Here is a 24,640-nt window from a genome sequence, read left to right as displayed (position 1 = left end):
CCCTTGCCGCCGGCCTTGCATACCTACAGGGCCATGTTGGCAAAACACCGCTCCATCCTCTGGAACCTGGGCCTCTTGACCTTCGGCGCGTCCGTTTTCAGCGTCGGCATCCAGGAGATCGTCGTCGGCAAGGGCCTCATGGCCGGCGGCATCTCCGGCGTGGCCCTGCTCCTCTACTATCTGACCGGCCTGTTCGGCCCGGGGGTCCTCTATTTCCTCCTGAACGTGCCGCTGATGCTTCTTGGCTGGCACAGCCTGTCGCGGCGCTTTTTCCTCTACACCCTCTTCGGCATGGGCGCGATCAGCGCCACCATGCAGCTCCTGCCGGCCCGGGCCCTCATCGCGGACCCGCTCCTGGCCGCCATCTTCGGCGGCGCGGTCATGGGCGCGGGATCGGGCATCATGCTGCGGTCCCTGGGCTCGGCCGGCGGCACCGACATCCTGGCCATCTGGCTCAACCAGAAATACAACCTGCGCATCGGGCAATTCAATTTCTTCTTCAATCTGGCCGTATTCGCCGCCGGACTGGCCTTTTACGAACCGACGCTCGTACTCTACTCCATCATCCTGTCCTACACCAACTCCAAGGTCATGGACTATTTCCTGTCGCTTTTCAACCAGCGCAAGATGGTGTTCATCATCTCCGACAAGGCCGACGCCATCGCCCGGGACATCATCCACAACCTGCGGCGCGGGGCCACGTTTCTTCACGGCGCCGGGGCCTATACCGGAAAATCCAAACGGGTCATCCTGACCATCACCAACACCGTGCAGATCAAACGCCTGGAAGAACTGGTCTTCTCCCACGATCCAAACGCCTTTTTCGTGGTGGAGAACACGTTTAACGTCCTTGGCGAGGGCTTTTCCAGACGCAAGGTGTATTGAGGCGGCATGCCGCCGGCGGCCGGGGCCCTGGCCCGGACCCCACCGGGAGGGGGATGATCCCCTCCCGAACCCTCCCCCATGGGGGGACCGTGTCGGTTGTCGGACCCCTGCCCATGCAAGTGCAATGAAAGGGACGGTGCCGGCCTAGGCCGGCTTCGGGATGGTTGCGAGCAGCCGGTCCACGGCCGCGTTCTCCCGGCCCTCGGGCCGGATGGCGGCCAGTTCCACCAGGGGCAGGTCGCCGTCGATATCGCGGTAGACCACGCCCGCCCGCTTCCACACCCGGACCGAGGCGGGCAGGAACGCCGGGCCGAGGCCGGCCGCGACCAAGGATAACGTGGTGAATTTCGAAGCCGCTTCCTGGGCCGTGGCCAGCCGGACCCCGGCCGTGGCCAAGGCGGCCTCCATGGCCGCGCGTAGGGCCGGAAGCTGGGCCCGGGGCGGCATGACCAGCGGCGTGGCGTCCAGCGCGGCCAGGGGGACCCGCTTGAGCCTCGCCAGACGGTGTCCGGCCGGCAGGGCCAGGAGGTAGGGTTCCCGGGAGACGACCGCCACCGTCGCGCCGGGAATGTCCTGGCCGGCGAACCGCACGAAGCCCACATCCAGCCGCCCGCCGGCCAGGGCCTGTTCCTGGTCCCGGGTGGTCATCTCGACAAGCCGCAACTCCACCGCCGGCGCGCTCCGCCGCAACCGCGCCAGAGCGTCCGACAGGAAGGCGTCCATGGCCGGATTGACGAACCCCACCGTCAGCCGGCCGGCCAGCCCCGCCGCCACCCGCCGGGCCGTTTCCCCGGCCTTGGCCGCCTGTTCCAGAAGCGCCGCCGCCTCGCGCCAGAAGGCCTCGCCGGCCGGCGTCAGGGCCACCTTCCGGCTGGTGCGGACAAAAAGCCTGGCCCCAAGCTCCTCTTCCAGAGCCCGGATGCGCTGGCTGAGCGGCGGCTGGGCCATGTGCAGCCGCGCCGCCGCCCGGCCGAAATGCAGCTCCTCGGCCACGGCCGCAAAACAGACGCAATCCCGCAGTTCCATGGATCGATATTTTCCACGTCTCAATCGACGTGTAAATCGGTATTTCACCTCTCGATCCAACACGCCTAGGCTGGCCGCAACCGATCAGGAGGCGACCATGCTTCGGAAAACATGCACACTGTCCGCACTGGTTCTGGCCATCGCCCTGACCGCAACCGCAACCCGGGGAGGAACCGACATGAACGAACGCTACGACCGGGGCTGGGCCGCCCTCAGCGCCCTGGCGCCGGAAAAGGCCCGGACCGTCCAGGAATCCCTGGCCGACATCGCGCCGGACATGGCCCGCTTTGTCGTCGAATTCGGCTACGGCGACGTCTTCACCCGGCCGGGCTTGAGCCCGGCCCTGCGCCAGACCGCCACCATCGCCGCCCTGGCGGCCCTCGGCAACGCCGCGCCGCAACTGCGGTTTCACATCGAGGCCGGACTCGCCGCCGGCCTCTCGCCCGCCGAAATCATCGAAATCCTCTACGTCACCACCGTCTTCGCCGGCTTTCCCGCCGGCCTCAACGGCCTGGCCGCCGCCCGGCAGGTCTTCGCCGACCGCGGCGTCACCCCGCCCCCCGCCCCCGCTCCCGAAACCACGGATCGCCGCACCCGGGGACTGGCCGCCCTCGAGGCCACCAGCCGGAACGCCGGCCGGCAGGTCCTCGACTCCCTGGCCGACCTCGCACCCGACATGGCCGGCTTCATCCTCGACTTCTCCTACGGCGACGTCATCGCCCGAAACATCCTCACGCCGGCGCACAAGGAAATCGCCATGATCGCCGCCGCCACGGCCCGGGGCACCATGGAGCCGCAACTCAAGGTGCACGTCAAAGCCGCCCGCGCCGTTGGCGTCAGCCGCGAGCAGATCGTGGAGGTGCTTATCCAGATGGCCGTCTACGCCGGCTTCCCGGCGGCGCTCAACGGCCTGGGAGTGGCCCGGACAGCGTTCGCGGAAATAGGCGAGTGAGGCGGGAGGAAAAGAAAGAAAAAAAGATGCCTCCGGCGGCCGGGAGGGGGTCACCCCCTCCCGGACCCACCCGGAAGGAGGACAGGCTTTGCGACCACGCAGCAGTCGGGAAAAAAACGACGCTCGCCACATCCCCGAGGCAAGGGGCCGGGATGGCCGGAATCGGACCGGCGTCGCACACCCGCCCAAGACCGCGCTTCCACCCGCCCGCCCCAATCCCTGCCTGCCTCGTTCAGGGGGTCCGGGGGGGATGATCCCCCCCGGCCGCCGGAGGCATCTTCCTCCTACCTGCGTTCGCGCAGCCAGCGGGCCAGGCCGAAGCAGGCGGTGAGCATCATGTCGCCGCCGGGGCTGGGGAAGTCGACGTCGAAGCCGGTCAGGAGGGCCCGTTTGGGGCCGATGACCGAGGTGTAAGGAAAGATGCAGCTGGGGTCGGGCAGCGGCAGGGTCAGGCAGCCGTGGCCGCCGCGGTCGAAGACTTCGGCGTTTGGCAGGGCGCCCCGGCGGAAGCGTTCGAGGTCGGCCCAGACTTCCTCGGGCGTGAGCATGCCGGTATGGTGTTCGTAGATGCCGTGGATGCGGTCCCGGAAAACCAGGGCGGCCAGGGTGTGGCTGTTGCCGATGTTGACGAGCATGGCCCCGGTTTCGGCGGTTCGGGCTTTGATGACCGGGTCGGTGAGGAGGCCGAGCACGGCGGCGGCGGCGGAATCGGCCACCGGCCCCCCGCCGATGGACTGCTGGAGCACGGCCAGCCGGGTCAGTTCCCGGGGCGGCGTTTCGTAGACCAGGGCGTCCGGCCGGCCGTCGGCCTCGCGCAGGAATTTTTCCCAGAGCTTGAAGCGGCCTTCGCGGCTGCTCTTGCCGGGGTGCAGGCCGTGGTCCTGGGCGCAGGCCAGGACGAGCTCCGGTTCCGGCAGGGAAGCGGCGGCGAGGAAGGCCTTCCAGAAGCCAGGCTCGTAGTCGGCCAGCGGCAGGGGCACGTGACCGTCCGGCCGATGGTCGGTGACGGCAATGCCAAGGGTGGCGCGCAGCCGTTCGGGATCGTCGGTCAGGGCCCAGACGGCATCGGGGTGGGCGGCCAGCGGCAGTCCGGCCTTGAGGTGGGCCTTGACGGCCTTGAAAAAGCCCCCGCCCATGTTGCGGCCGCACAGATACACGGGCTTGCCGGCAAGGGTCAGTTCGGCGAGCCGGGCGGCCACGAGCCGGGCCGGAGCGGGCAGCACGAATTTGGGACAGTTTTCCGGCTCCAGGGCGGGATTGTAATAATAGACGTCCTGGGTGCCGGAACCGATATCAAGACACAGCGCGCGTTCGGCCATGGGTTTCTCCTTGCGGATGCAAAGCTTGATATTACGACAGAAACGCGCGCGGTTCAAGGCAGGAGGCTGGTTACGAAAATGGAACGAAAAGCGACAGTGTGGGAAAAAAACGTACACCGGGCGGAAAGGCGCGCCGCCGGCCCGGAAAAGGGGTGGCCGCCGCGGGAAATGCCGGCGCACGGGCCTTGGCCTGTGTCCTAATGAAACAGCAGGCCTTTGTAGATGAAACGTTCGTACACGGAACAGACCTGCCGGGCCCTGGCATCGGCCAGGCCGAAATCCATGAGCCGACAGTACATATGCACGGGATTGAGCCGGTGTTGCAGGTAATTACGAAAACGCTTCATGGTGGCACCTCGCTCGGAAGCGAATCCTCACGCCTCATATCTAAGCAAGAAACGTTCCTTTTCCACAGGCGCTGCTTGCGCGTCCGGAGGCGGGAACCTTCACGCCTCTTATCGGACGTTTCCGGCAAAGGCTTATGCATGTCGCCAAAAGAGCCGGCCGGCTCGGGCGTCGGAAAAGCGCCGGCCCGGGACAGGGGGGGGGTGGGAAGTCGAAGGTTTTCGACGGCCGAAAGGGGGGGAGGCGGCCAGGGGACGGCGACAAAAAAACCGCGCCGGTTTCCCGGCGCGGCCGATCCCGTGCGGGATCAATGCAGTCAGGACTTGCTGATGGCTTCGGCCGGGCAGGCGTCCACGGCTTCGTCCACGCAATCGGCTTCGGTGTCGGCGTCTTTCACGATGGCCTTGTCGCCGTCGCTGTTCATCTCGAACGCGTCGGGGCAGGTCTCCACGCAAGCTTCGCAACCCATGCAAGCATCGTCATCAATAACAATGGCCATGTCCGGTCCTCCTTAAAGGTTGGTCCGACGGCGCCCGGTCCGGTTTTCCAAGGGATAACCCGGTGGCGACGCCGGACAGAGTCTCTGAAACCCTATGTTGCCAGGATGTTCCCCCTAACCCTCTGCCGCTCCAGGGAGAAGCGTTCACCCTGGAAAATGCCTTCTTGGTTCAGTGGTCTTTAAATGCCCGCCGCATGAAAAGGGGGTCCTTGTTTGCGAATCACCCGGGCAAGGCACGATACCCGGGAAGTTCGTCTATGACGGGGCGCAAACGAAAAGTCAAGAACGAGCGGGCAGGGTTTTTCGCCGCATCCATCTTGACAACTCGATGGTTTATCAGATTTTTTTGGTGAGGGAACCGCGCCGGGCTCCGGCCCGCGACCGGGACGGGCCAAACGGCCGGCCGGGAGCGTCTAATTGTCCTTTGACGGTGGGATTTAAAAACTTTACATTCTCCCAACCGTTGCGACAGCCGTTTTGATCACCGCATACCAACGACGAAGGGCCATGCTTCCCGAATCACGCGACCTTCTGGAATCCCTCCCTTCCCATGCAGCCGTGCTCGATACGGCCGGATTGGTCGTTGCCGCCAACGCCTCCTGCCTGACCCTTCTAAACGAAATCGACGCCGGCGACGCCATCGGCCGCCGTTTCACCGGCTATTGCGACAGGATCCTCTCCCCCACCGCCGCCGCCGCCGTGCGCGAGGGCTTGGCCTCGGTGCTCGGGGCCAGGACGTCGCGCTACACCATGGACCTGCCGTGCGGCGCGGCCCAGGTGCCGGTCTGGCGGGCCTTGTGCGTCACTCCGCTCGCCGGCGATGTCCCCGGGGCCCTGGTCAGCCTGACGGACATCTCCCGGGAAAAGCAGCTCGAGGAGCACATCCTCCACGACGCCTTCCACGACACCCTGACCGGGCTGTTCAACCGGGCGCTCTTCATCAACCGCCTGGACCAGGCCATCCGGCGCCAGAAGCGCAATCCCGACGCCCTGTACGCGGTCCTCTACCTCGACATGGACCGGTTCAAGCTGGTCAACAAGACCTTCGGCCACGTCACCGGCGACCGGCTGCTCATGATCATCGCCAACCGCCTGCAAAAGCTCCTGCGCGACGTGGACACCCTGGCCCGGTTCGGGGGCGACGAATTCGCCATCCTGATCGAGGACGTGGCCGGCATGGAGGAGACAAGCTCCATGGCCGCCAATGTGCTGCGCGAGCTGGCCGCGCCCTTCCGCCTCAAAAAGCAGGAAATTTTCGTCACCTGCAGCATCGGGGTGGTCCTTGGCTCGGCGGTCTACGAACATCCTGACCAGGTGCTGCGCGACGCGGACAACGCCATGTACAGTTCCAAGGAGCACGGCGGCGACCACTTCACGGTCTTTGACGCCGGCATGCGGGTTTTGACCCAACGCCGCATGGAAATGGAGATGGCCCTGCGCCATGCCCTGGAATCGGGCGAGATCACGGTCCATTACCAGCCGATCGTGTCGCTTCGCACCGGCGAGATCACGGGCGTCGAGGCGCTTGCCCGGTGGCAGCGCCCCGGGCAGGGGCTCATCCCGCCCGTGGAATTCATTCCCATCGCCGAGGAGACGGGCCTCATCAACGAACTGGGGGCCATGATCCTGCGCCAGGCCTGCCGGCGCATGGTGGCCCTGGCCAAGGCCAGCCCCGACGCGGCCCGGCTGACCCTTTCGGTCAACATCTCCGGCCGCCAGTTCAAACGCCCGGACTTCGTGGACGAGGTGGCCGCCATCCTGGCCGAAACCGGCATCGACCCGTCCCTGGTCAAGCTCGAACTGACCGAATCCGTGCTCATGGACGACGCCGACGAGGCCATCTCCACCATCAAACGCCTGAAGTCCCTCCGGCTCAAGGTGGTCATCGACGACTTCGGCACCGGCTACTCGTCGCTCTCCTACATCCAGCGGTTTCCCTTCGACAGCCTGAAAGTCGACCGGTCCTTTGTGGGCAACATGAACGAGGCCGAGCAGAACATGGAGATCGTGCGCACGATCATCGCCATGGCCCACAAGCTGGGGCTCGAAGTCGTGGCCGAGGGGGTGGAATTGGACGAGCACCGGTCGGCGCTGTCGGATCTGCGCTGCGAAAGCGCCCAGGGATTCTTCTTTTCAAAACCCGTTCCCGGCGAGGAACTCGACGCCTTGGTGCTGCGCCACTGGCGAGTGGACGCGCCGCCTGGGCATTGAAGTCGGGGCAACGCTTTTTCCGCAAAAAAAGAGATTCGCTTTCGGCGTGGGAGCTGCAGGGGCAGCCGGTTCCAAGGCACTGGCTGGGAACTCTTCTAGTACGCCTGGCGAATCTCTGTATGCTGGGCCTCGATACGCCCGTTATGGTTGCTGGTATTTATTTCGCTCGTTCCTCCGTCACACGTTGGTGACATATCTTGAGGGGATCCGCTCCCCTTACATGCTTATCATAAGCATCCCGGGCCCGTTGTAAAGGCCTTGGGCCGCCAACGACTTCCGTTTCCGCTGTTCCAAGGGACCCCGCCTTCCTCGTGTCGCGACCCTTAAAAAACACACCGGCATTTTTTAAGAAAAAATAACGATATTATACTGTTACTCATGGAAAGAGCCTGTACTTTTTCATGGGCGCGCTACGAGGCCGCATCTCCCGTTCCCCCGTCTTGCGGCTGCCGCGCCAGCAGGCCCTCGATGGCGGCCAAGAGCCTGTCCGGGTCGAGGGGCTTTCGCAGCACCGCATCCGCGCCCTCGGGCGGCGCGCCCTCGTGGCCGGTGATGACCAAGACCGGGATGCCGGCCAGGTCGGGATCGTTTCGCAGGGCGGCCATGGCCGCCCGGCCGTCCATGCCCGGCATGGCCATGTCCATGGTGATGGCGTGGGGCTTGAGCTTCTCGGCCGCCGACAGGGCCGATTCGCCGTCGTGGGCCGCGGCCACCTGATAGCCCTCTCCTTCCAGGAACTGGATGAGGAAGGAGGACACGGCCGGATCGTCATCGACCACAAGCACCAGGGGCCGCTCGCGCTGCTCCGGCCGGCCGGAGCGCGGCGGCGGACAGACCCCCTGGCCGTCGGTGGTCGGCAGCTCGAAAAGAAAGGCCGCGCCCCGGCCGGGCGCCGGCTCCACCCAGATCCGGCCGCCGTAGTGGCCGACGATCTCCCGGCAGATGGCCAGGCCAAGCCCCGTGCCCTTGGACGGGGCCGAGCCTTCGGGATCGCGGCGGACCTGCCGGAACTTGTCGAAAATGAGTTCCCGGTCCTCGGCGGCGATGCCAGGGCCCGTGTCGGAAACCGAAACCCGCGCCGTGTGCGGGCCGGACACGGCCAGACGGACCGTCACGGCCCCGACGGCCGTGAATTTGGCCGCGTTGCCGATCAGGTTGATGAGCACCTGCTCCAGGCGGTCCGGGTCGGCCAGGACCATGACCGGGACGTCCGGCAGGCGCATCTCCAGATCCACTTCCGGCCGGGAGGCGAAAAGTCCGGCCACGGCCGCGACCGCGCTGCGCACCACCTCGTCCAGGCAGATCTCCCGGTCGCGCCACTCCATGCGGCCGGACTCGATGCGGGAGAGGTCGAGAAAGTCGTTTAGAAGCCGGGCCAGGCGTTCGCCTTCGCTGAAAAGGACGCGCAGGTTGTCCTCGATGCGGGCTCCGCGCTTGTCGAGCGCCGCCTCCCCCGCGCCAAGGGGCCGGAAATGCCGGCTGAAATCCCGGGCAATGAGCTTGGAAAACCCGAGCAGCGAGGTGAGCGGGGTACGCAGTTCATGGGAGACGGCCGAGAGAAAGGCGCTTTTGATCTCGTCCATGCCGCGCAGGCGCTCGTTGGCTTCCTTGAGTTCCCGGGCCTGGCGCGTCAGGTCGCGGGTCCGCTCGACCACCAGGTGTTCGAGGTTTCGCGTCAGCCGTTCCAGATGTTCCTCGGCCTGGCGGCGCTCGGTGTCGTCCCGGGCCATGAGCACGAACCCGGCCGGCACGCCTTCCTTGTCGTAGATGCCGGAAATGCGCACGGCATAGCGGCGGATATCCTGCCCACGCGTCAGGGTCAGGGAAAAATCGTGGCTGCGGGTCGGCGAGACGGCGTCCAGGCCCCGGCCCACGGTGCCGAGGTCCACCCCGGCCTGGACATGGACCTCACGCAGGTCCCGGCCGGCCAGATCGGCGGCCGGCGTGGAAAAAAGGTCCTCGGCCGCCGGATTGACGTAGGTGATTCGCCAGGTCTCGTCCGCGGCCACGATCCCCATCTCGGCGCTGCGCAAGAGATTGTCGAGGAACATGGTCTTTTCGACCAGGGACTTGCCGACCTCGCGCAAGGCCTCGTCCTTCTCGGCCAGGGCGGACTTCAAGGTGCGCACGTACCTGCTCTCGAGACCCCGCACGATGTCGGACTGGGTGACGACCCCAAGCACCCGGCGGTCGTCGTCCACCACCACCAGCCGGCGCATGCGCCGCTTTTTCATGACCATGGCCGCTTCGAAGACCGGCCGGTCGGCCTCCACGCAGACCACCGGACAGCTCATGATGTCATAGAGCTTGAGGCGCCCGAGGTGCGGGCTTTCAGCCAGGAGGCGCACCACGTCCCGCTCGGTGATGATGCCGGCCGGCCGGGCGTCCCGGGCCACGATCAGGCAGGAAATGGACCGGTCGGCCATGCGCCTGACGGCCTCGCGCACCGTGATGTTGCCGGGCGCGGTCACCACCTCGCGGGTCATGATGACGGAGACGCGCTTTATTTCGGACAGGGAATCGTGCCCCAGCCGCTCGATCAGGTCCGACTGGGTGAGCACGCCCCGGGCCTGGCCGGCGGCGTCCACCATGACCAGGTGGCGCAGACGCTTTTTGGCCAGCAGGTGGTAGGCCTCGACCAGCATGGTGTCCTCGGCCACCGTGACCACGGGCGCGCTCATGAGGTCGGCCACGGGCCGGTCCGCAAAGTCCTCGCCCCTGTGGGCCGCGGCCCACAGGATGTTGCGTTCGGTGATGATGCCGACAGGCAGCCCCGCCTCGGCCACGATCAGGCAGGAGATGCTCCGCCGGCGCATGACGTCGAGGCCCTCGCGGACCGAAACGGCCGGAGAAACGGCAATGACGTCGGGGGAGACGATTTCGGCCAGGCGCCTGTCACCCATGAGACCTCCTCGGACAGGTTCCCCCGCCAAAGCGGGATGGGGTGGCCGATGCCCGAATTTCCCGGCCTTGGCAAGATGGCCCGGATCCGGCCTCCCGGTCGGCGGAGGCTCGGACCGCCCCGCCGGTCAGGACACCGGGGCCACGGCGTAGTCGGCCGCCCCGATGCCGTGCTTCTGGATCTTGTTCCAGAGGTTTTTCGGACTGACGCCGAGGAGCCGGGCCGCGTCCTTCTGGACGCCGCCGGCCTTTTTGAGCGCCGAGACGATCATGTTGCGCTCCATGTCCTGGAGGGTGTCCCGGAGGTTCCCGGCCTCGTGGACGCAGGCGGCTTCGGCCGGCTCCAGGCGGGCCGGGCCGTCCAGGGCCCGGGCCACGTCCGAGGCGGTCAGCACGTCGCCCGTGCTGACGATGGCCGCCCGCTCCAGGGCGTTGGCCAACTGGCGGACGTTGCCCGGCCAGTCGCAGGCGTAGAGAAGCTGCATGCCCTCGCGGGAGACGCCGCGCAGGTTGACGCCGACGCGCGGATTGATGCGTTCGAGAAAATGACCGACCAGGAGCGGCAGGTCCTCCTTGCGGTCGCGAAGGGGCGGCAGGGGAATGGCGGCCACGCTCAGGCGGTAATAGAGGTCGGCCCGGAATTTTTTTTCGGCGACAAGCGTTTGCAGGTCCTGGTTGGTGGCGGCGACGATGCGGATGTCGATGTCGATGGGTTTTGTGCCGCCGACCCGCTCGATCTGCTTCTGTTCCACGGCCCGAAGGAGCTTTGGCTGCAGGAAAAGCGGCATGTCGCCGATTTCGTCGAGCATGATGGTGCCGTGGTCGGCCAGCTCGAACTTGCCTTTCTTGAGGGCCACCGCCCCGGTGAAGGCCCCTTTTTCGTGGCCGAAAAGCTCGGATTCGAGAAGGCTTTCCGGAATGGCCGCGCAGTTGACCTTGATGAAGGGGGCGTCGGCCCGTTTGCTCAGGGCCTGGATGGCGTCGGCCACCACTTCCTTGCCGGCCCCGGACTCGCCGGTAATAAGGACCGTGGAATCGAGCGGCGCCACCCGGCGGACCATGTCCACCACCGCACGCATGACCGGCGACTGGCCGACGATATTCGGCCCGCGCCCGCAGGCCAGGGCGGATTTCAAGCGGGTGAGCTCCGCGAGGAGCGACCGGCGTTCCAGGGCGCGCCGGATGACCACTTCCATCTCGGCCAGGGAAAAAGGCTTGGCGAAAAAGTCGTAGGCCCCGAGCCGCACGGCTTCGAGCGCCTTTTCCTTGGTGGCGTAGCCGGTCATGACGATGACGTCGCAGCCGGGGCTGGCTTCTTTCAGGCGCGAGAGGCCCTCGATGCCGTCCATGCCCGGCAGCATGACGTCGGTCAGCACCAGGTCGAAGGCCTCGGCCCGGGCCCTGGCCACCCCCTCCTCGGCCGAGCCCAGGCCAAGCGGCTCGTAGCCCTTGGAGGCCAGGGCCTCGCACAGCATGGCCCTGAAGGCCGCATCGTCCTCGATGACCAGAATTCGGGCGGACATCCGTGCTCCAGAGGTCTTGCCGGCCGCGTCACAGCGGGCCGGGCCGGTCCGGGAAAAAACTCCGCATGGTTTCGGCCAGCCGCGCCTCCATGGCCGGAACCATGCGGGCCAGGGCGTCGCCGGAAAGGCCCAGGGCCTCCCAGGCGGCCGGGGACAAAGCCCCCACGTGGCGGTTGCCGCTGCCGCCCCAGCCCAGGGCCGTGGCCACGCCGTCGGCCAGATGGATCACGGCCGGCTCCTCGATGAAAAGCGGTTCGTCCAGATCGTGGTGGTAGCGGACCATCTTTTCCAGATTGGCCGGAAACTGCCACTTTTGGAGCAGATGGCCGCCCAGGGCCGCATGGTCGAACCCCAGGCGGCCGCGTTCGGCAAAGGACAGCGGCAGCCGCTCGGCCGCGGCCTGGCGCATGGCCGCGGCCATGTGGGCCGGAGCCTGCTTGAAGGCCAGGATGCGGCCGATATCGTGCAGGAGCCCGGCCACGAAAGCGGTTTCGGGATTGCCCCGCCCGCTCGCCGCGGCAATGGCCTGGGCGGCCACGGCGCAGCCCACGCTGTGCTCCCAGAAAACGCGCATGTTGACCCAGTGCGGCGGGATGTCCTGGAACAGCGGCAACACGGACACGCCAAGGGCCAGCGTGGCCAGCTGGCGGGCCCCGACCACCATCACGGCCCGGGACAGGCTGTCGACCTTGGCCGGAAACCGGCCCTCCACGGCCCGCATGGTGCGGGCGTAATAGGAACTGTTGACCAGGCGCAGGAGCTTGGCGGCCAGGCTCGGGTCGTAGCGGATGCTCGCGGCCGCGTCCTCCACCGTGCTTTTCGGGTCGCGCAGGACCTCGTTGATGCGCAGGTAGACTTCCGGTGGCGAAACGAGCTGGGGCTCGTCCCGCAAAAGGGCTTCGGGCGAAGCCAGGGGCGGCGGCGCGGCCTCGTCGCTTCTGTTTGGCCGGTCTGTTCTCTCCGGCCGTTCCTGTCCGAGACCGTGGACTTCGCCGGCCCCGCCGGCTTCCTGGACAGTGACGCGCCTTCGGATTTCCCGCTCCAGGGCCAGCCGGAAAAGAACCTGTCCGGCCTCGTGCTCGAGGTCGAGCCACAGCAGTCGTTCGCGGACAGCGGCCTCGGCGGCCTCGGCCAGGTCCGGGCCAGGGGCGGCGGCGGGCGGTGCCCCGGGTCCGGAAGCGGACGGGAACGCCCCCTCGCCGTCGGCCTGGTTCACGGCCACGGTGGGCAGGTTCCAGGCAAGCAGGGATTTCAGGTGCCCGGGATCGAGGGTGGTGCCCTTGGGCATAAGAAAGCGGCCGCCGGGCGTCATGACGTCCTCGGCCAGCACCATGCCCGCGCGCAGCTCGGTTACGTTGCGTCTGACCATTGCCCCCCGCAGTCCGTCAACGCGAATTGATCCTTGAAGTCCGCAATCATAAGGTATTGGGGGAGGCTGTCAAGAAAGGCCGGGAAACCCGGACGGGGCCTGTCCCCGGGGCGGTTCGGCGATTTCCACCACCAGGCGGGGGGGACGGCCGGCGGCCCCGGGCTCGTGGCGGAAGGCCCCGCCGTTTTCGTTCAAAAAATTGATGAACGCGGCCACGGCCGGTTCGCCGGTCTCGGCAGCCGGCACGCCGTCCAGGGTGAGGACCGCCCGCCTGTCCGGCCCCTGGCCGAGGCGCACCCGGACCGGATCCGTGGCCGCGTCCAGGGCCTGGCGCAACAGCGCGGCCAGCCCGAGCAGGAACGGTTGTTTGCGCACCGTCACCACCACCTCCGGCAGGATGTCGCGGGAAACCGGGTCGCTGCCGGCCGCGCGGGGCATGCGGTCGAGGATGGCGGCCAGCTCCAGGTCCAGGCGCACGTCCTGCACATAGGGCCGGGGAGTGCCGCGCCGCTCGAATTCGCCCCGGTGGCGCTCAAGCTCGCCGAGCATCCGCCCCTTGAGGTCGCCCAGGGAAGCGGCGCAGCCGGACAGCCGGGGAAAGGTCCGCCCAATCACGGCGTCGCGCAGGACCTGCGCCCCGCGGCCGGCCTCGGCCCGGTCCCCGGATTCGATGGCCCGGGCCAGGGCGTCGAAGGCCGCGTCGAGCCGGCCCGCGCCTTCCAGAGCCCGGTCGAGGCGCAAGAGTTCCAGTTCGAAGGCGGACAGGGCGTTGCCCACGTGGTGGAGATAGGTGCCGGCCGCCTCCACTTGGCCGGCGGCAAAGGCCGCCTCGGCCTCGCGCTCGGCCAGCCGTTCGCGGAGCCTGGATTCGCGCAGGGCCTTGGTGCGGTTTTTGAGGGCATCCGTGCGCCGGGCCATGCGCCGGCCAAGGGCGGCATGGGCCACGAGCAGTTCGTCCTCGGCCCGGCGCCGCCGCCGGGCGTCCCTGGCGGCCAGTCCGGCAAGGCCAAGCCCGCCGACGCTCAAAAGCACCATCATGACCCGCATCTCGCCGACCCGGGCCGCCACCTCCGGGGGCACGGCCCCGGAGGTGGCGGCCCGCTCATAGTCGAGAAACACGTACCAACTGAGGGCGATGCAGATGGCGGCGGCCACGGGCAGCAGCAGATCGACTTCCCGAAGCCGCCGCTCCCGGGGGGGAGCGTCCGGCTGCCGGGAGGACGCGGCGGGAGGCGGATGGGACATGGGAACCTCGTCGCGGCAAAGACCTGTTGCCTGGTCCTCGCGGGAGGCGCCACCAAGGGCCAGGAGCCGCCGCCCGGGCCAGAGGGGCGGCGCGCCAGGATACCAGGAGCCAGGATGCCAGAATGGAAGACGGGCCGGGCGGGCGAGGCCCCTCCCTCTGCCGTGGATCGGTCCCTCCCGCCCCGGTCCTTCCCGGCCCGCCGTCCCGCCTGGGGACGGCGGGCCGGGAAGGACGCCTGCCGCTAATCAGGCAACGTGATGCCGAAATCCATGCGGCCAAAGGAGTCCAGGCCGTCGTCCATGCCGCTGTTTTCGGCATTCTCCTCGACCGCCCGGGGAGCGGCCGCCTTGGTCTTGCGACGCCGCCGGGCGATGATTTCCTTCAAGAGTTCGTCGCGACCCATGTAGCAATCCAGGCACATGTCGTCGCGGGCGCTGAATTCCGAGGCGCGCTTGCGCAGGTTGCAGACTTTGCAGATGCGGGCGTCGGACAGGGGGGCCACGACCTCCTCGTCCTCGTCCTCTTCTTCCATCATGAGCGGCTCATCGTCGGTGTCGGGCAAGGCCTCCTCGACTTCCTCGCGCTCGCGGCGCACGGCCTTTTCCTTGCGGGGCTTTGACGCGGCCGGCCTGGCCGGCGCATCGTCCTCGCCGGATTCGGCCTCGATCCGGATGCTGAAAGGCCCCTTGCGGGTCCGCACCAGGACTTCCCCGTCCAGGAGGTCGGGAAAGAGCTCGGCGAAAATCCGCACCAGTTGGAACTTCTTGTCCACGCCCTTGCGGCGCACCCGGATGTAGGCGCGGTTGCCCTGGACCGTCGGCCAGATGGCCTTGTCCAAATTGGCCCCTTCGTCTTGCAAGTACCGGCCTTCGACCACGAACCCTTCTTCGCAGATGTAGTAATCCGTGCCGGGTTCGCAGTGAAAATAATCCGCCTCGGGGGGTATCTTCTTCCAAGACAATGCCGGAACCTCGTCTGGCCGTAACAGGCCTTTTACAGTCCCAAATCCTGATTGATGCAGATCACCGTGACGCGTCCCCTGGGAAAGGACTTTTCGGTGATGGCCCATACGTTGCATATGCGATCCGGGCTGCCGCAGTCCTCGCAATGGGACGTGGCCACGCACGGTGTTTTCTTGGACAGCCGCATGGCGTTGGCCGGAGCAGCGAATTCCTTTATGCGCGAAAAGGCGGATGTCAAGTCCGGCACGATCTTGTTGCGCCCGACCAGGACCACGACCTGGCGGGGCCCGAAATTGATGGCACAGACCCGGTTGCCGATCATGTCCAGGTTGACCAGCACGCCGTCCTCGGTGACGGCATTGGTGCCGGTCAAAAAAAGATCCACGAGCAGGGCCTGACGGCGGCGTTCGTGGAGCTCCTCCGGGGGGATGGTCCGGTCGAAGGTGTCAAGGACGGAAATTTCGCTTTTTTCGGCCAGGGCTTGCGGCAGCCCCGTGGCGGCAAGGGTCTCGGAGCCGCCGAAGGACACGGTCCTTGCCCGCGATTCCGGCAGGATGCGCTCGAGAACCAGATCGCGGGCCGCGGCCGCGTCGGGCACGACATGGGCCTGGAAGTGGTTGCGGCCAAGGGCCTCGGCCACCTCTTCCAGGCGCTTGGCGTAATAGCCCTCCCGGGGATCTGGCATGGGTCGCCTCCTTGCCGACCGGCCGGCCGGTTGGCGCCTGTCCTTTTAATCGCGCTGCCCAAAAAAGCAAGACACACGCCGTCATGGATAAATGTTTCGCAATTCGCCCAGAAACTCGCCCACCGTCGCGTCCTTGCGGTTTTTGCGCACCACCACCCACACGCCCCAGGAGACCGGGATATTTTTATTTTTTCTGTCCGCGTAAAAAGCGTCCAGGGCCGTGACGATTTTTCCGGCCGGCATGCCGGCGAAAAAGGCGTCGGACTGGCGCATGATGCTTTCCATGATGTCGGAACAGATCGTGTACTCGTTTTTGAGCGTGATTCCCAGAATGTTTTCGTTGAGATTGAAGCCGTCGAAGATCCCGAGCACCAGGTCTGTCTTCTGGTCCCGGCTGAGCCCGGCCCAGTAGGCGCCGGCCCGGCTGACCGCCTGCCCCGTGGCCGGGGACAACAGCATCGCCGCAACCGTCAGCGCCACGACCAGGGCCGCCCACCTCCGTGGCCCTTCCCTTCGCCCTGTCGCCATGGTTGTTCTCCCTTTGGCCCGTGGGTCGGCCGGTTGCGATTCCCTTTCCTTGTAAAGCAAGAAAAGAGCCGTTTCAACGGATTGGGAAAAAAAACGACGCGACATCACGAGGAAAGCATCCCGGCCGGCAGGTGGCCGGTCGCCACCGGACCGAGCATGGCCCCCCGGCGCGTGAGGGCAAGGTCCACCATGGCGGCGTTGGGCAGGGCGATAGCCTGCCGGAAAGCCCGGAACCGGCCCATGGCCTCGGGCACGGCAAGCGGCCCGGACAGGATCCGCAGCATGACCCCGCGCAGGAATTGGCCGTGGGAAAAAACAGCCACCCTTCCCGCCGCCTGCCGGCACCGGGCCAGGAAGGCCTCCACCCTGTCCCAGAACACGGCGAACGACTCGGCCTCGTCCCCGTCGCGGCTTTCCGGGTCGAGGCCCTTCCAGTAGGCGGCCACGGCCGCCTGCCGGTCGAGGCGGGTGGTGCCGCAGTAGCGGCGCGGGGCCAGGTAGGTGAATTCCTCGACCGGCCAGACTGCGGTCGGCACCTCGGGAAACCGCCGGCAAAGCGGCTCGGCGGTCTCGACCGACCGCTCGAAGGTGGAAAAGACCACCAGCCGGGGCGGCCGGACAAACGAGGCGGCCACGGCCTCGGCCTGGGCTTGGCCAAGGGCGGTCAAGGGGATGGTGCCCGGAAACTGCGTCACCTCGCCGGCGTTGGAAATGCTCTGGCCGTGACGGATGAGGCGAATGACGGGCATGACGGGCCTTAGAGGACCACGAGTTGCAGGAAATAGAGACGCACCACGCGCGGGCCGCCCACGGCCTTGTTCATGACCGCCAGGAGGTCCTGCTTGAGCTTTCGCTTGCCGGGAACCGTCGCCAGTTCGGCCACGGTCTTGTCGCGCAAGAAAAGCAGGATCGCTTCGCGGGTCTGGGGCGCGGCGGCCATCTGGGCGGAAGGCGCGTCCACGCACTGGGCCTCGAAGGCGATATGGAGCCGGGCCAGCCGGCCGCCGTCCGCGATGTTGACGTCCAAGCCGGGATAGACGGCGATCCCGCCCCGGACCACGGCGTCGGACTGGGCGTTGCCCCCCCGGGGCCACAGGAGGCACACGAGGAGCGCGGCCAGAAGCCAGGGCCAGGGCCAGGGGGCGTGTCGCATGGTTTCTCCGGTCACGGTATCGGCTAACGGTTGCGGTCGCGCCGCCCGGCCGTCGCCCGGGACGGCCCGCCCTCGGCGGCGAAGGAGACGGCATCGAGCCGCACGGCCACGACGGCGGCCACGACGGCGGCCACGACCAGGAGGCCGGCCGCCGCCCCGAACCCGGACCGGGCCAGGACCAGGCCGGGCAGGCAGGTGCCAAGGGCGCCCCCGGAATAATAAAAAGATATATAGAGCCCGTTGACAAGCCCCTTGTGCTCCCGCTCCGCCCCGTTGAGCACGCCCGGGGCCACGGAATGGGCCGTGAACATGCCGGCGCAAAGGACAAAGACGCTGGCGAAAAGGGCCCCCTGGAACGGAAGCGCGAACACGAGCGCCGCCGCGATGACCACGGCCGCGCCGACCGCCATGGACCGGGCCGGGCCGTCGAAATACCGGGACAGGCGGTGGGAGGTCAGGCAGGTGACAATGCCCATGAGGTAGCCGGCGTACATGGCCCCGGCCCGAAGGGGCGTGTAGCCGCCTTCGAGTTCGGCCAGCCGGAAGGGAAGCAGGTTCAGCATGCCGGAAAAGACGAAAAAGAGCAGGGCTATGACCGTGTAGGTGGCCAAGAATCCCGGTTTTCGCAGCACCTCCGGCGCATGGGCGAACCGGATGGGGGAAAAGGCCGTGCGGGCGTCCGGCGGCAGGGTCAGGCAGGCGGCGGCGCACAGGGCCAGCGCCGCGCCGAGCCCGGCAAAGGGCAGCCGCCAGCCCAGGGCGTCGGCGGCCAGTCCCGAGAAGAACCGGCCGAAAAATCCGCCAAAGACCGTGACCGCGATGTAGACGGCCATGACCCGACGGACCTGGGACGGCTTGGCCGCCGTGGCGAGGTAGGTCATGAGCGCGGTCAAAAGGGCGGGGACCAAGAGCCCCTGCCCCACCCGCAGGACCAGGAACCAGCCGAAATCGGAACACAGGCCGAGCCCGCCGGTGCACAGGGCAAGCAGCGCCAGCGATGCGCCGATAAGAGGCCTGGCCGGCACGGCCTCGAGAAAGAAGCCGTAGGCCAGGGGCGCGAGGCCGAGCGGCAGCATGGTGGCGGTCAGGGCCAGGGAGGCCGTGGCCTGGGAGAGGCCGAAGGTGGCGGCCAGAAGCGGAAGCAGGGGCTGGGGCGCGTAAATGGAAGAGATGCCACACACGGTTGCGGCAAATAGAACGGAAAACGTCCACTTTCCCATGCCCATGCTCCCTGGCCGTCCTGATGCGACGGTTTCCCTACGCCCTAACCGGGGCGGAGGAAAGCAAAAACCCGGCCCCCGGCTCCCCCCGGGAAAAAAGGCCCTGGGCGTCGCGGGAGCGGGAACGACGCCCAGGGCGCGAGGGGCCGGCCGCCGGACGGGGGAGGCGGTCCGGCGGCCGGCCCCGGGTCAACGACGGGCGCCTCAGGACAAGCTGTCAATGTCGAGGGGTGCGCCGCAACGGGGGCAGCGCGACACCCGGGAGCGGAAAAGGAGCCGCGGCTTGAAAAAGACCGCCAGCCACGTGGGCCCGGCCGGCCGGAAATCCACCAGGATGGATGTGCCGCAGGGGCAGTAGCGTCGTTGCATGATGCGTCTCCTTGTCGGGTGTTGCGCCAGTGCGCAACGGCAGTTTATTTAAATAAACGTTCCGGACAAAAAAAAGGGGCCTACAGTTCGCGCCCCACCCACAACACCCGGCCGATGACCCGCAGCGCGTCGAGCTCGTCCCCGGAAAGGACAAGGGGCGCGTAGTCCCGGTTGTCGCTCAAAAGGACCAGGGCCCCGGGCCGCTTTTCCACCCGCTTGACCAGCACCGTGTCCTCGACGCCCACGGCATAGACGGCGTGGGCCATCACCCCGGTCTGGCCCTGGTCGATCAGCACCGTGTCACCGTGGCGGATTTCCGGCTCCATGCTGTTGCCGACCACGTCCATGAGCACCATGGAGGCCGGGTTGCCCTTGCGCCGCAGCCAGTCCCGGCGAAAGGGATAGACCGCCTCCACCTCGCCCGCCGTCTCGAACGAGCCGCCGCCGGCCGAGAGCCTGGCCCGCACCTTGGGCACACCCGCAAAGAGTCCGCCGTCCGTCTCCCCTGCCCCGGACGTTGCCCGGGCCCGCCGGTCCGGCCGCCCGAACTCCAGCCAGTCGGCGTCCACCCCGGCCCGGCGGGACACGGCCAGGATCCAGGCCTTGGGCACGGCGTCCTTTTTCTTGGCCTGGGTGACGGCCGAGCGGTGCACGCCCACAAGGAGGGCCAGTTCGGCCTGGGAGGTGAGCCCCGCCGCCTTGGCGGCCCGGGCGAAAAATCCCTCGAACCCCCCGGCGGTTGGCGCATCGGTCTCGTGTCGTTCCGTCATGTTGCTTCTTATAAACAAACCGGCTCCCGGACGCAAGCGTTTTCGCCCGTCCGGGCCGGACGGCAAAATTTTTCCGGGTTGGTAAAGTTCGGCTGTAACCAGACCGATAAGACCTGCGACAGACACCGTCGCCAAGGCCCGGGGCCCGGCGGCGCAGACAAGGAAGTCCGCCATGACCGTTCCCGACAAGTGCCACCGCCCACCGGGCGCCGACGCCACCCAGCGGGAAGACCCGGCCATGCGGGCGCGCCGCATCCAGGATTTGAAGCGTCGCGTCGCATCCGGCACCTACCTCATCCAGCGCTACGAGATCATCGAGGGCCTGCTCGACGCGCTCTCCGCCGACTCGGACTAGCTTTCCCGCCCTCGAAAGCCCCGCACGAAGAGTCGGCAAGAGAAGCATGTTCCTTGAAAAGTGCTGCCGTACTTTTCAAGGAACGCCCTCCGGGCCGTCCGTTGCCGCGCCTTCCTCTGCCGCGCCCTTTTTCCGCGCCGCGCCCCGGGCCGTCGCAGCCGCTTCGGCCAGGGTCCAGGCCGGCGGATCGCTCGCGTCAAGGACCGGACAGGCCAGGGCCGCACAGTGGAGATGGAGCCGTTCCCCCTCCCCCCGCCCGTAGACCGGGTCCCCGACAAGGGGATGGCCGGCTCCGGCCAGATGGGCCCGGATCTGGTGCCGGGCCCCCTTGGCGATGCGGCAGCGGACAAGCGTCAGGCCATCCAGGCGGTCCAGGGGCTCCACCTGGGTATGGCGCAGGGGATCGGGCTCGCTTTTGAACCGAACCCGGGTCTTGGCCCGGTCTGCCGTATCCAGCCGGAAATCGACCACAAAGGGGTCGGCGATCACGCCGTGGACCACGGCAAGGTAGTCCTTGGCCACCTGCCCGGCGTCCTCCAGGTCCCGGTACCGGGTCCCGGCCCCGGGCGTCAGGGCCACGGCCACGATGCCGGAGGTCAGGCGGTCGAGCCGGGAGAGGAGTATGGCGGCGCGGTCCGGAAAAAGGGCCGGCAGGAGGTCGTCGAGGCTCTGGCCGCCGCCGTGGGCGATGGCCGCGCTGTGAAGGCCGGCCGGCTTGGACACGGCGGCAAAATCGCCAGTCTGGACGAGCACCGGCACGTCGGCGGCCGTAAAGGCACCCTCGGGCCGGGCCGGAATCTGGCCGGCCAGGATTTCCCCGGTCCGGACCCGGTAGGCCGGGCCGCGCAATTGCCCATCGACCAGGACCGCCCCGGCCGCGATCAGCCGCCGCCGGCCCCGCAGCCCGGTTTCCGGCCACAACAGTTCCGTCGCCCGGTCCAGCCGCCAGCCGGCGGCCTCGGGCGGCACGGCCGCTTCCCGCCTGTCCTTTGCGCCCTCGTCCAGGATATCTTCCATCGCCAAAGCATAACCGAGCCCCGGCGGAAAGCAACGGTCGGCTTTTCGCCGCTACGGGCGGCGCGCGGCCGTGCGCAGGCGCTTGACCGTCAACTCGTAGTTGTCCTTGAACAGGGCGTCCTTGGGATTGCAGCGCAGGGCCTGCTCGAAAAAGGGCAGGGATTCGGCCGGCCGGCCGAGCTTGTGCAGGGAAAGGCCCATGTTGTTGTAGGCGGCGCAGAAATCCGGACACCGGGCCACCACGGTCCGGTAGCCTTCGATGGCTCCGGCCAAGTCGCCGCCGCCGCGCTTGGTCTCTGCCGCCGCGAACGAGGCGGCGCAGGTGGCGGCCGTGTCCGGCCCGGCTTTGGCCGGCGGCGGCGACAACTTTTTCCGGGTCAGGGCCACGTTGTCCTGATAGAGCCGCTCGCCCGGGGCGCATTTGACCGCCTCGGTGAACCAGGGCAGGGACTCCGCGGTGTAGCCCAGGGAAAAAAGCGACGCGCCCACGTTGTTGTAGGCCTGGCAGGTGTCCGGGCACTGATTGAGCAGCGCCTGGTAGTCGCGGATGGCCCCGGCATGGTCGCCGGCCGCCCGCTTGGCCGCGGCCTCCCGCCCCGCCGCCTCGCACCGGGCCCGGCGCTCGGCGTCCACAGGCCTCCCCGCTGCGATGTCGCGGCGGGCGTTTTCGCGTTTGGCCTCGGCCTCGCGGCCAAGGCCGGCCTGGACCCGGCGGTCGAGGTCCTTGGCCCTGCCGGCCAGGCCGGCCGGCAGCGGCCCCAGGGTCCGGGCCGCGTCCAGGCGCGTTCCGGCGGCGGCAAAATCCTTTTTCTCAAGCAGCCCCGCCGCCTCGTCGAGCCTTTTGGCGGCCTCGGCCTCGGCCAGCTTCTGCCCGGCCTGGATCTTTTCCCGCCACCCGGCCAGGGCCGGCAGTCCGGGACTGGCCTTTTGGGCCTCGGCCACGGCCCCAAGGGCCAGATCGAAACGTCGGGCGGAGAGGTAATCCCGGGCCCGGCCAAGGGCCTCTGTCGCGGCGTCGCGGTCCCGGACCAGCTTGTCGCGTTCGGCCGTCATGGCCTGGTCGCCGGGGGTCAGGGCCAGCATGTCGTTTAAGGCCAGGATGGCCCCGTCGGCGTCGCCGGCGGCTTGCCGCCTGGTGGCCTCGCCTCGAAGCGCGGCCAGCCGCTTGTCCCGGTCGACCCGGTGGGCGAGGGCCCCGGCCAGGGCGGCCAGCTTCGGATGGCGGGGGCTGATGCCGGCTGCTTCGGCCAGGGCCACCCTGGCCGCGTCGCATGTGCCGGCGGCAATGGCCGCCTCGGCCCGTTCCTCGGCGTGGGCAAGTTTTTCCCGGGCCAGGACCAGGTTTTTGCGTGTGGCCGCCGCGCCGCCGTGCTCGGGGTCAAGCGCCGTCGCCTCGGCCAGGGTGGCCAGGGCCCCGTCGGCGTCGCCGGCGTCCCACTGGTCCCTGGCCCGGGCCAGCCGCTCGTCCATGCGCCAGGCCCGGTCCTTGCGGGCGGCAATGGCCTTGTCGAGCTCCCGCACGGCCGCGAATTTGGGGTTGACCGCCCGGGCCTCGGCCAGGGCCCCGGCCGCGCTGTCGAAACGCTTGGCCAAAAGATAGGCGGCCGACTGCTTGAGGGCCGCGATCAGCCGGTCGCGGTCGGCCACCATCCGCTCCCGCTGGGCCCGGGCCGCCGGGTGGCCGGCATCGAGGGACAGGGCCTGGCCGGAGAGGCCCAGGGCCGCGTCCACGTCGCCGGCCTCCCATTTGTCGCGGCCCTCGGCCAGGAGCGCATCCACCCGGCCAAGGGTCTCCTTTCTGGCTCCGGCCTTCCGGCGCAGGGCCTCGATGGCCCCGGCCCGGGGACTCACCTTGGCCGCCTCGCCGAGCATGGCCGCGACCTCGGAAAAATCGTCTCCCGCGAGCGCCGCGCCGGCCTTGGCCAGAGAGCCGTCCAGCCGGGCCTTGTCCCGGCCGATCCGGTCGAGGGCGATCAGGGCCGGACCGTCCCGGGGGCTCAGGCGCACGGCCAGCCCGGCCAGATCGAGGGCCTTGTCCGGCTCGCCGTCGGCCCAGGCCGCCTCGGCCGCCCGGGTCCTCCGGTCGGTCTCCCGGGCGTTGGCCACGGCCGTGTCCAGCTCCTCCTGGGAGACCGACACCGTAAAGCTCCCCTTGCCCCGGCCAAGGAGCAGCCCCCGGCCGTCGCGGACCTCGAGTTCGGCCTCGCAAGGCCCCAGGGCGTCGCGCGAAACCGCGATCTCGCGCCCGTCCTCCCCGCCCCGGACCCGGGCCCCGGGACACAGGCTCCAGGCATAGGCCAGGGGCGGACTTGGCGGGGTCGGCGTCACCACCGCCCGCAGCCGCACGTTTTGCCGCACCGCCACCCCAGGGGCCGGCACCGGCCCTTCGCCGTCGCGCCAGACCGTGGCCGGCGCTTCCAGGAGCCCCCGGTCCTCCACGGCCACGGCGTAGGGCCGGGCCGTCACCGCCGCCTGGGCCCCGCCGAGGTCTCCGCCAAGGTCCTTGCCGCCCGCCCAGCCTCCCTCTGTGGCGCCCGTGGCGGCCGTCACGCGCACCGGCACGACCCCGGCCTCGGTCGGATAAAAGGTCAGGCTCCGCTCGCCGACAGCCACAAGCTTCGCCTTGCCCGCCGGCAACGGATCCCACCGGAATTCCACCCCGTCGTGGACCGGGAAATCCCGGATGGACACGGTGGCCTCTTCCCCGACCAGGGGCGAGGACGGCGTGACGGACAAGGAGAAAGACGGCGCGGCGATGTCCAACTCCACCGGCTCGGACACCGCCGTAAGTCCCGGCGACGGCCCCGAGCGCGGCACCACCTCCACCCAGACCCGCTGGCGGCCGGGGCGCAAAAAAATAGCCGTGGTCGCAAACGGGCCCTCGGCCTCCAGAAATTTCGCCCCGCCGTCCGAACGCCAACGGCACACCGACCCGTCCAGGGCCATCTCCCGGTCGCCGGCGAAAAGCCGGGCCTCGAACGAAGCCGCGCCGCCGACCCGGATCGCGCCTTCGGCAGGGGCGCTTTTCTTGAGTTCCACCCGGAAGGCCCGATCCGCCGTCGGCAACGGCGTTTCGCCCCGGCCCGGCAGGGCCTCGCCCCCCGGAGCGTCCGGAGCGCGTATGGCGGCCAGGGTCGGCCCGGCGGCCGGGCAGGAGGCCGGTACGACACCCCCCAGGCAACAGACCACCGCCACGGCCGCGAGCGCCGGGGCGGTTCGGAAAAGGCGCGTCGTGGCGCGGCGGCAAAGCGTATGGTGTCTCACGGATGGCTTCCCTGCGTTTGCCGGGAAGCAAAGCAGCATTC

The 24,640-nt window shown here is 68.4% G+C and carries 22 protein-coding genes; 4 read left to right on the top strand and 18 right to left on the bottom strand.

The genetic code is table 11. The features are described from left to right. Window positions 1-33 precede the first annotated feature (33 nt). Complete coding sequence (locus DFW101_RS01230) at window positions 34-885, top strand: YitT family protein (RefSeq protein ID WP_043643073.1); 852 nt, start codon at window positions 34-36, stop codon at window positions 883-885. 144 nt (window positions 886-1,029) lie between these two features. On the opposite strand, the gene DFW101_RS01225 is transcribed toward DFW101_RS01230, so the two are convergent. Further along, window positions 1,030-1,911 carry a LysR family transcriptional regulator gene (locus DFW101_RS01225; protein ID WP_009179716.1) on the bottom strand — a complete coding sequence of 294 codons (882 nt, stop codon included), beginning with the start codon at window positions 1,909-1,911 and terminating at the stop codon, window positions 1,030-1,032. A gap of 97 nt (window positions 1,912-2,008) precedes the next feature. Here DFW101_RS01225 and DFW101_RS01220 point away from each other — a divergent pair, with 97 nt between their 5' ends. Next, window positions 2,009-2,863 (top strand): carboxymuconolactone decarboxylase family protein, encoded by an 855-nt coding sequence (locus DFW101_RS01220; protein ID WP_009179715.1) that lies wholly within the window; start codon window positions 2,009-2,011, stop codon window positions 2,861-2,863. Between the two features lie 284 nt (window positions 2,864-3,147). Here the strand turns inward: DFW101_RS01220 and DFW101_RS01215 are convergent, their stop codons facing one another. The 3 genes from DFW101_RS01215 to DFW101_RS01210 form a co-directional block, all read right to left on the bottom strand. Beyond that, window positions 3,148-4,182 (bottom strand): DUF1786 domain-containing protein, encoded by a 1,035-nt coding sequence (locus DFW101_RS01215; RefSeq protein WP_009179714.1) that lies wholly within the window; start codon window positions 4,180-4,182, stop codon window positions 3,148-3,150. A gap of 197 nt (window positions 4,183-4,379) precedes the next feature. Beyond that, a complete protein-coding gene (locus tag DFW101_RS19725; protein WP_009107683.1) occupies window positions 4,380-4,529 on the bottom strand; it encodes a hypothetical protein in 150 nt (49 codons plus the stop codon). Between the two features lie 314 nt (window positions 4,530-4,843). After that, complete coding sequence (locus DFW101_RS01210; protein WP_009107682.1) at window positions 4,844-5,026, bottom strand: ferredoxin; 183 nt, start codon at window positions 5,024-5,026, stop codon at window positions 4,844-4,846. 507 nt (window positions 5,027-5,533) lie between these two features. On the opposite strand from DFW101_RS01210, the gene DFW101_RS01205 reads away from it, so the two are divergent. Next, window positions 5,534-7,237 (top strand): putative bifunctional diguanylate cyclase/phosphodiesterase, encoded by a 1,704-nt coding sequence (locus tag DFW101_RS01205; protein WP_009179713.1) that lies wholly within the window; start codon window positions 5,534-5,536, stop codon window positions 7,235-7,237. A gap of 410 nt (window positions 7,238-7,647) precedes the next feature. Here DFW101_RS01205 and DFW101_RS01200 read toward each other — a convergent pair whose 3' ends face one another. The 12 genes from DFW101_RS01200 to DFW101_RS01145 form a co-directional block, all read right to left on the bottom strand. Then, window positions 7,648-10,140 carry a CBS domain-containing protein gene (locus DFW101_RS01200; RefSeq protein ID WP_009179712.1) on the bottom strand — a complete coding sequence of 831 codons (2,493 nt, stop codon included), beginning with the start codon at window positions 10,138-10,140 and terminating at the stop codon, window positions 7,648-7,650. 126 nt (window positions 10,141-10,266) lie between these two features. Next, entirely contained in the window at window positions 10,267-11,661 is a 1,395-nt protein-coding gene (locus DFW101_RS01195; protein WP_009179711.1) for a sigma-54-dependent transcriptional regulator, read from the bottom strand. Between the two features lie 28 nt (window positions 11,662-11,689). Then, complete coding sequence (locus DFW101_RS01190; protein ID WP_009179710.1) at window positions 11,690-13,030, bottom strand: HDOD domain-containing protein; 1,341 nt, start codon at window positions 13,028-13,030, stop codon at window positions 11,690-11,692. Window positions 13,031-13,099: 69 nt separating this feature from the next. Beyond that, on the bottom strand, window positions 13,100-14,275 hold the full coding sequence (locus DFW101_RS01185; protein ID WP_009179709.1) for a hypothetical protein: 1,176 nt from the start codon (window positions 14,273-14,275) through the stop codon (window positions 13,100-13,102). A gap of 242 nt (window positions 14,276-14,517) precedes the next feature. Then, on the bottom strand, window positions 14,518-15,237 hold the full coding sequence (locus DFW101_RS01180) for a hypothetical protein (protein WP_009179708.1): 720 nt from the start codon (window positions 15,235-15,237) through the stop codon (window positions 14,518-14,520). Between the two features lie 32 nt (window positions 15,238-15,269). Beyond that, window positions 15,270-15,923 (bottom strand): lactate utilization protein, encoded by a 654-nt coding sequence (locus DFW101_RS01175; RefSeq protein ID WP_009179707.1) that lies wholly within the window; start codon window positions 15,921-15,923, stop codon window positions 15,270-15,272. Window positions 15,924-16,004: 81 nt separating this feature from the next. Next, complete coding sequence (locus tag DFW101_RS01170) at window positions 16,005-16,451, bottom strand: hypothetical protein (RefSeq protein ID WP_009179706.1); 447 nt, start codon at window positions 16,449-16,451, stop codon at window positions 16,005-16,007. Window positions 16,452-16,555: 104 nt separating this feature from the next. Continuing rightward, entirely contained in the window at window positions 16,556-17,200 is a 645-nt protein-coding gene (locus DFW101_RS01165) for a histidine phosphatase family protein (RefSeq protein WP_009179705.1), read from the bottom strand. 8 nt (window positions 17,201-17,208) lie between these two features. Further along, window positions 17,209-17,604: a flagellar basal body-associated FliL family protein gene (locus DFW101_RS01160; protein ID WP_009179704.1), complete on the bottom strand. Its 396-nt coding sequence runs from the start codon at window positions 17,602-17,604 to the stop codon at window positions 17,209-17,211. A 23-nt stretch (window positions 17,605-17,627) separates the two neighbouring features. Further along, on the bottom strand, window positions 17,628-18,824 hold the full coding sequence (locus DFW101_RS01155) for an MFS transporter (protein ID WP_009179703.1): 1,197 nt from the start codon (window positions 18,822-18,824) through the stop codon (window positions 17,628-17,630). A 204-nt stretch (window positions 18,825-19,028) separates the two neighbouring features. Further along, window positions 19,029-19,193, bottom strand: a complete 165-nt coding sequence (locus DFW101_RS19720; RefSeq protein ID WP_009179702.1) for a hypothetical protein — start codon at window positions 19,191-19,193, stop codon at window positions 19,029-19,031. Between the two features lie 80 nt (window positions 19,194-19,273). Further along, complete coding sequence (locus DFW101_RS01145) at window positions 19,274-19,963, bottom strand: LexA family transcriptional regulator (RefSeq protein WP_009179701.1); 690 nt, start codon at window positions 19,961-19,963, stop codon at window positions 19,274-19,276. Between the two features lie 172 nt (window positions 19,964-20,135). Between DFW101_RS01145 and DFW101_RS01140 the strand changes: the two genes are divergently transcribed. Beyond that, window positions 20,136-20,318: a flagellar biosynthesis anti-sigma factor FlgM gene (locus tag DFW101_RS01140; protein ID WP_009179700.1), complete on the top strand. Its 183-nt coding sequence runs from the start codon at window positions 20,136-20,138 to the stop codon at window positions 20,316-20,318. Window positions 20,319-20,393: 75 nt separating this feature from the next. Here the strand turns inward: DFW101_RS01140 and DFW101_RS01135 are convergent, their stop codons facing one another. Next, entirely contained in the window at window positions 20,394-21,335 is a 942-nt protein-coding gene (locus DFW101_RS01135; RefSeq protein ID WP_009179699.1) for a pseudouridine synthase family protein, read from the bottom strand. A gap of 51 nt (window positions 21,336-21,386) precedes the next feature. Continuing rightward, the gene (locus DFW101_RS01130; protein ID WP_009179698.1) at window positions 21,387-24,599 is read right to left on the bottom strand and encodes a tetratricopeptide repeat protein; all 3,213 of its coding nucleotides are present in this window, start codon (window positions 24,597-24,599) and stop codon (window positions 21,387-21,389) included. Between the last annotated feature and the right edge of the window lie 41 nt (window positions 24,600-24,640).

Origin of the sequence: Solidesulfovibrio carbinoliphilus subsp. oakridgensis (assembly GCF_000177215.2) — a bacterium.
Classification (GTDB): domain Bacteria; phylum Desulfobacterota; class Desulfovibrionia; order Desulfovibrionales; family Desulfovibrionaceae; genus Solidesulfovibrio; species Solidesulfovibrio carbinoliphilus.
The sequence above is the reverse complement of the archived record's forward strand: the minus strand, read 5'-3'. Positions and strand labels throughout refer to the sequence as shown.